8 protein-coding genes are annotated in these 5,902 nt (G+C 71.9%); all 8 read right to left on the bottom strand.

Going from position 1 to position 5,902, the window contains the following annotated elements; genetic code table 11:
• Nucleotides 1-200, bottom strand: a 200-nt coding sequence (locus AB0G32_RS40115; RefSeq protein ID WP_361175946.1) for a phosphoadenosine phosphosulfate reductase family protein, incomplete at its 3' end; no start/stop codon positions are given.
• On the bottom strand, nucleotides 197-811 hold the full coding sequence (gene cysC / locus AB0G32_RS40110) for an adenylyl-sulfate kinase (RefSeq protein WP_361175943.1): 615 nt from the start codon (nucleotides 809-811) through the stop codon (nucleotides 197-199). The genes cysC and AB0G32_RS40115, both read right to left, overlap by 4 nt.
• Entirely contained in the window at nucleotides 811-1,518 is a 708-nt protein-coding gene (locus AB0G32_RS40105) for a phosphoadenylyl-sulfate reductase (RefSeq protein ID WP_361175940.1), read from the bottom strand. The genes cysC and AB0G32_RS40105 overlap by 1 nt, the downstream gene beginning before the upstream one ends.
• Nucleotides 1,515-1,694: a hypothetical protein gene (locus AB0G32_RS40100; RefSeq protein WP_361175937.1), complete on the bottom strand. Its 180-nt coding sequence runs from the start codon at nucleotides 1,692-1,694 to the stop codon at nucleotides 1,515-1,517. Before AB0G32_RS40100 ends, AB0G32_RS40105 begins: the two co-directional genes overlap by 4 nt.
• Complete coding sequence (locus AB0G32_RS40095) at nucleotides 1,691-3,388, bottom strand: nitrite/sulfite reductase (RefSeq protein WP_361175934.1); 1,698 nt, start codon at nucleotides 3,386-3,388, stop codon at nucleotides 1,691-1,693. Before AB0G32_RS40095 ends, AB0G32_RS40100 begins: the two co-directional genes overlap by 4 nt.
• A gap of 127 nt (nucleotides 3,389-3,515) precedes the next feature.
• Nucleotides 3,516-3,599 carry a putative leader peptide gene (locus tag AB0G32_RS40090; protein WP_310591794.1) on the bottom strand — a complete coding sequence of 28 codons (84 nt, stop codon included), beginning with the start codon at nucleotides 3,597-3,599 and terminating at the stop codon, nucleotides 3,516-3,518.
• A 127-nt stretch (nucleotides 3,600-3,726) separates the two neighbouring features.
• Entirely contained in the window at nucleotides 3,727-4,299 is a 573-nt protein-coding gene (locus tag AB0G32_RS40085) for a GNAT family N-acetyltransferase (protein ID WP_361175931.1), read from the bottom strand.
• Nucleotides 4,300-4,370: 71 nt separating this feature from the next.
• Nucleotides 4,371-5,678, bottom strand: a complete 1,308-nt coding sequence (locus AB0G32_RS40080) for a hypothetical protein (protein ID WP_361175928.1) — start codon at nucleotides 5,676-5,678, stop codon at nucleotides 4,371-4,373.
• Nucleotides 5,679-5,902: the final 224 nt, after the last annotated feature.

Below are 5,902 nucleotides of genomic sequence, written 5' to 3'. Positions count from 1 at the left end.
GGGGCGGGGGTGAAGGCTTTCAGCGCCAGGTGGAGCATGACGATGGAGTCCTTGCCGCCGGAGAAGAGGATCACCGGCCGTTCGAACTCGCCCGCCACCTCGCGGAAGATGTGCACCGCCTCGGACTCCAGCGCGTCCAGGTGCGAGAGGGCGTACGGGCTGTCCGTGCCCTCCTCGGCGGTCGCCACGGTCGTCGTCATGCCAGTCCCCTTTCGCTGAGCAGGGCGTGCACCGCCGCGGCGGACTCCTGGACGGTCTGGTCCTGCGACTCGATGCGCAGATCGGGAGCGACGGGCTCCTCGTACGGGTCGTCGACCCCGGTGAGCCCGGTCAGCTCACCGGCGGCCTGCTTGGCGTACAGCCCCTTCACGTCCCGCTCGCTGCACACCTCGACCGGGGTCGCGACATGCACCTCCAGATACGGGGTGCCGTTCTCCTGGTGGCGCTTGCGGACCGCGTCGCGGCTGTCCGAGTACGGGGCGATGACCGGGACGAGGGCGAGCACGCCGTTGCGGGCGAGCAGTTCGGCGACGAAGCCGATGCGCTGGACGTTGGTGTGCCGGTCCGCGCGGCTGAAGCCGAGGCCCGCCGAGATGAACTCGCGGATCTCGTCGCCGTCGAGCACCTCGACGGCCCGGCCCGCTTCCCGCAGCCGGCCGGCCAGCTCGTGGGCGATGGTCGTCTTGCCGGCGCTCGGCAGGCCCGTGAGCCAGACGGTGGCTCCGCTCGTCACGTCGTTCTCCTGAATCTGGGGGGTCTGAATCCGGGGGATCTGGATCCGAGGGGTCTGAGTCTGCGGGGTGGGGGTCATCAGTGCAGCCCGCACTCGGTCTTCGCCCGGCCCGCCCAGCGGCCGGCCCGGGCGTCCTCGCCCTCCAGCACCCGGCGGGTGCAGGGGGCGCAGCCGACGGACGGGTAGCCGTCCATCAGCAGGGGGTTGGTGAGGACGCCGTGCTCGGTGACGTAGGCGTCCACGTCGTCCTGGGTCCAGCGGGCGATGGGGGAGACCTTGACCTTCTGCCGCTTCTCGTCCCAGCCGACCACCGGGGTGTTCGCCCGGGTCGGGGACTCGTCGCGGCGCAGCCCGGTCGCCCAGGCCAGGTAGTTGGCCAGGCCCCGCTCCAGCGGCTTGACCTTGCGCAGCGCGCAGCACAGGTCGGGGTCGCGGTCGTGCAGCTTCGGCCCGTACTCGGCGTCCTGCTCGGCGACGGTCTGCTTCGGGGTGAGGGTGATGACGTTGACGTCCATCACCGCCTCCACCGCGTCCCGGGTGCCGATCGTCTCGGGGAAGTGGTAGCCGGTGTCGAGGAACACCACGTCGACGCCGGGCATCGCGCGGGCGGCGAGGTGGGCCACCACCGCGTCCTCCATGGAGGAGGTCACACAGAACCGGTTGCCGAAGGTGTCCGCGGCCCACTGGAGGATCTCCAGCGCGGAGGCGTCCTCCAGGTCGCGGCCCGCCCGCTCGGCGAGTGCCTTGAGATCCTCGGTCGTACGCTCTTCCTGTATCGCCGTCATATCGGTTCCCCTCCCGAGGGGTTGGGCTGAAGGCCCCGGGCCAGCAGCCCGAGGAACTTCAACTGGAATGCGCGGTTGCACGCCGCGCATTCCCAGGCGCCGTGGCCCTGCTCATGGGGACGCAGGTCCTCGTCGCCGCAATAGGGGCAGTAGAACGGGGCGGCGCGCTCGCTCACTTCAGGGCCTCCTCGGAGGCTCGCGCCGCCCAGGTGGCGAACCGCTCGCCGTCCTCGCGTTCGGCCTGGTAGCGCTTGAGGACCCGCTCGATGTAGTCGGGCAGCTCGTCCGAGGTGACCTTCAGACCGCGCACCTTGCGGCCGAAGCCGGGCTCCAGGCCGAGCGCGCCGCCCAGGTGCACCTGGTAGCCCTCGACCTGCCGGCCCTCGGCGTTGACGACGAGCTGGCCCTTGAGACCGATGTCCGCCACCTGGATACGGGCGCAGGCGTTGGGACAGCCGTTGAGGTTGATGGTGAGCGGCTCGTCGAACTCCGGCAGCCGGCGCTCCAGTTCGTCGATGAGCTGGGAGCCGCGCGCCTTGGTCTCGACGATGGCCAGCTTGCAGAACTCGATGCCGGTGCAGGCCATCGTGCCGCGCCGGAAGGTGGACGGCCTCGCGGTGAGGTCCAGCGCCTCCAGCGACTCGACCAGCGAGTCGACCCGGCCCTCCTCGACGTCGAGGACGATCATCTTCTGCTCGACGGTGGTCCGCACCCGGCCCGAGCCGTGCGCCTCCGCCAGGTCGGCGATCTTGGTCAGGGTGGTGCCATCGACCCGGCCGACGCGCGGCGCGAAGCCGACGTAGTAGCGGCCGTCCCGCTGCCGGTGCACGCCGATGTGGTCGCGCCAGCGGGCCACCGGCTCGTCCGGCGCGGGGCCGTCGGTGAGCTTGCGCTTGAGGTACTCGTCCTCCAGCACCTGCCGGAACTTCTCCGGACCCCAGTCGGCGACCAGGAACTTCAGCCGGGCGCGGGTGCGCAGCCGCCGGTAGCCGTAGTCGCGGAAGATCGAGATGACGCCCTCGTAGACGTCGGGCACGTCCTCGATCGGCACCCAGGTGTTCAGCCGCACGCCCAGCTTGGGGTTGGTGGACAGCCCGCCGCCGACCCACAGGTCGAAGCCCGGCCCGTGCTCGGGGTGGCGGACGCCGACGAACGCGACGTCGTTGATCTCGTGCACCACGTCCAGGACCGGCGACCCGGAGATCGCGGTCTTGAATTTGCGCGGCAGGTTCGAGTACGCCGGGTTGCCCAGCACCCGGCGCTTGATCTCCTCCAGGGCCGGCGTGCCGTCGATGATCTCGTCCTCGGCGATGCCCGCGACCGGCGAGCCGATCATCACGCGGGGCGTGTCGCCGCACGCGGTGACGGTGGACAGGCCGACGGCCTCCAGACGCTCCCAGATGGCCGGCACGTCCTCGATCCGGATCCAGTGGTACTGGACGTTCTGCCGGTCGGTGATGTCGGCGGTGCCCCGGGCGAACTCCTGCGAGATCTCGCCGATCACCCGCAGCTGCCGGGTGGTGAGCGCCCCGCCGTCGATGCGGACCCGGAGCATGAAGTACTCGTCGTCCAGCTCCTCCGGCTCCAGCACGGCCGTCTTGCCGCCGTCGATACCGGGGCGGCGCTGGGTGTACAGGCCCCACCAGCGCATCCGGCCGCGCAGGTCGTTGGGGTCGATCGAGTCGAAGCCCCGCTTGGAGTAGATCGTCTCAATGCGTGTCCGCACGTTGAGACCGTCGTCGTCCTTCTTGAACTGTTCGTTGCCGTTGAGCGGGGTGAAGTGACCCACGGCCCACTGACCCTCGCCGCGGTGACGGCTCACCTTGCGGCGGGGAGTCGTGGCGGCAGGCTCGGGCGGGGTGGCGGCCATCGTGGACACGTCCTTCAAGACAGGCGAAATTGGGCTCTGACCTGCGCGGGCGGGCGCATGGGCATACGGGCGCGACGTCGCGCGAGAGTTCAGGCGAAGGGGAGAGACCGGTGCTGCTGGGGAACTCTCAGCGCGCCGGACAAATGGCGCTGGACATGCGGCCGAGGTCGACGTGCCGCCGACTCACCAAGGCAATTCCAGTTCCAGACATGACGGAAGCGTGGCACGGCGATCTGGACACAGTCCAGCTTAATCCGGAATGTGGACACCATTGTCTCGTTTGATGAGACGGGCGTGGCGTGGGTCACATGGGCCGGTTCCGGCCGTTTCGGCGCAGGTCAGGACGGGAAAGCGCCGGGCCACGGTCCGGGGGCGGACACCTCGGTCTCCGTCTCGACCTTGGTGTCGAACAGCCGGAAGCCGCGCCGCTGGTAGTTGGCCATCGCGTGCTCCCCGTCCTTGCTGCAGGTATGCAGCCAGACCCGCTTGGTCGGCGGCAGTTCCGGCCGCCGCGACCCGAGGTCCCAGGCGCGGGCGGTGGCGTACGACAGCAGGTGCCCGCCGATCCGGCGGCCCCGGAACGCCGGGATCAGGCCGAAGTACTCGATCTCCACCGTGCCGTCCGCTCCGCCGGCCAGTTCCGCGTACCCGGCGGGCGTCCCGCTCTCGTATCCGACCCAGGTCTCCACGCCGGGCCGTGCCAGGTGCTCCAGCCAGCGGGTGTACGTCCAGGTCAGCCGGTCGGTCCAGCGGACGTCGCCGCCCACCGCGGTGTAGAGGAAGCGGCTGAACTCCGGCGAGGGCACCTCGGCGCGCACCACCCGGACGTCTCCCCGCGGGGCGTCGGACGGCAGCAGGTCGGTCGGTGCCGTCTGCTCCAGGGACCAGGTGGTCACGGGAATGGTGGTCATGGCGGTCAGAAAATCACCTGAGCGGGGCCGCTGTCGACAAAGCACCTGACAAGAGCCGCCGCCGACAGGCGCTAGCCCAGTGCGTCGTCGACCGAGTCCAGCGGGAGCGCGAACAGGGTGTGGCCCGACTGCGACCACAGCTCGCCGGTGCGCGGCGCGTACGACAGCGAACCCGCCGCGCCGCTCCAGCAGCGCTGCGAACGGTCGGCGCCGCACTCGGTGGCCCGGGCGCCGTGCGGGTCCGCCCGCCACAGGGTGCCGCGCCCGTCCGGGGTGCCGACCGCGGCGCCCAGGTACCACTGCGGGCGGGCCGTGCCGGCCTCCTGGTACGACAGCACGCCGCGGATGCCGCGGGCCCCGGTCCGGTACGCCTCCCGCACCTCGGTCCGGCCGGCCGAGTCGGTGGCCGGCAGGCCGGTGCGGTCCGGGTCGGTGCTGAGCGGGTAGCGCCACAGCCGGGTGGGGCGGTCGTCGTCCACGGGCACGGACTCGGCGGCGACCAGGCTGTCGGGCGCGGTGCCCCGGTCCAGCGACAGGACGTCCGGGCGGGCCGCGCCGGGGGCGGTGCCCGTCGCGTAGGAGGCGACGGCGGGCAGTACGTAGCGGTGCCCGTCGGCCGACCAGCCGCCGGTCACCCGGCCCACGGCGGTGGTGTCGGCGGAGGTGCGCTGGATGCGGTTCAGGTCGTAGACGTAGAGCGCGTTGCGGTCCCCGGCGTCGGCGGTGACCAGCAGTTTGTCCTGGTACCAGACCATGCCGGTGACGGTGGAGGCCAGTGGCCGGTAGTCCCGGCCGCCGTCGACCGGCAGGACCAGCAGGGCGGAGGTGTAGCGCGGCCGGCCGCTGCCGTCGGCGTCCACGAAGGAGACCCGGGCCATCCGGCCGCCGGTGGCACTGTCCTCGCGGGACCAGGCCGACAGGATCACCTGGTCGGCACCCCAGCGGCCGTCGTCGTCCGCGTCGGCCGAGGTGGTCACGGCGCCCGGGGACCAGCCGCTGGTGTCGGCGTCGTCCCAGCAGTAGGCGCGGGTGGCGGCGGGCGCTATCGGCAGGGACTCGCGCTCGGTGTCCGTACAGTCGTCGGTGGGGCGCAGGGTGCGGTCGGCGGAGGCCAGGACGGTGTCGACGCCCACCGGGGAGCCCATCGACGCGGACAGCCGGCCGAGCCAGCGGCGGGGCACCTGGTGTTCCGTCAGGTCGAGCCGGGCGGTGTCGGCGGCCGCCGTGAGCGGCTTCAGCCCGCCGGGGCCGTCGGCGACCTCGGCCTGCGAGGTGCTGATCATCGTGGCGGCGGCGGTCAGCGCCAGGGCGGCGCCGGTCAGGGCTCCGCGCAGTGCTCTGCTCCGCCTGCGTCGGCGGTGTCTGCCGCGTTGCGTCATGAACCCTCCACAGGCAGCGGACCAACTGCGCCCGATGAGTCGATCGTTGACTCTACGGCAGCGGCGGTGTTCCGGGGGCGCGGGTCCCGTAAAAGAGTGCAAGAAACCCCACTCGCGCCCCTGCCGCCCGCCACTTGGGCCACACTCACCCGCCCGCCGGTGCCCGCCGGTGCCGACCGGTGCCCGCCGGTGCCGACCGGTGCCCGCCGGCGTCGGCCGGACCG

Origin of the sequence: Streptomyces sp. NPDC023723, from assembly GCF_040639815.1 — a bacterium.
Lineage (GTDB): Bacteria > Actinomycetota > Actinomycetes > Streptomycetales > Streptomycetaceae > Streptomyces.
Note: the sequence above shows the minus strand (reverse complement) of the source record. Positions and strands in the feature narration are given on the sequence as shown.

Bases quoted from the DNA above. Each gene is read 5' to 3' on its own strand.
- cysC (WP_361175943.1), bottom strand. From the start codon at position 811: ATGACCCCCACCCCGCAGACTCAGACCCCTCGGATCCAGATCCCCCGG.
- AB0G32_RS40095 (WP_361175934.1), bottom strand. From the start codon at position 3,388: ATGGCCGCCACCCCGCCCGAGCCTGCCGCCACGACTCCCCGCCGCAAG.
- AB0G32_RS40080 (WP_361175928.1), bottom strand. From the start codon at position 5,678: ATGACGCAACGCGGCAGACACCGCCGACGCAGGCGGAGCAGAGCACTG.
- AB0G32_RS40105 (WP_361175940.1), bottom strand. From the start codon at position 1,518: ATGACGGCGATACAGGAAGAGCGTACGACCGAGGATCTCAAGGCACTC.
- AB0G32_RS40090 (WP_310591794.1), bottom strand. From the start codon at position 3,599: ATGTCTGGAACTGGAATTGCCTTGGTGAGTCGGCGGCACGTCGACCTC.
- AB0G32_RS40085 (WP_361175931.1), bottom strand. From the start codon at position 4,299: ATGACCACCATTCCCGTGACCACCTGGTCCCTGGAGCAGACGGCACCG.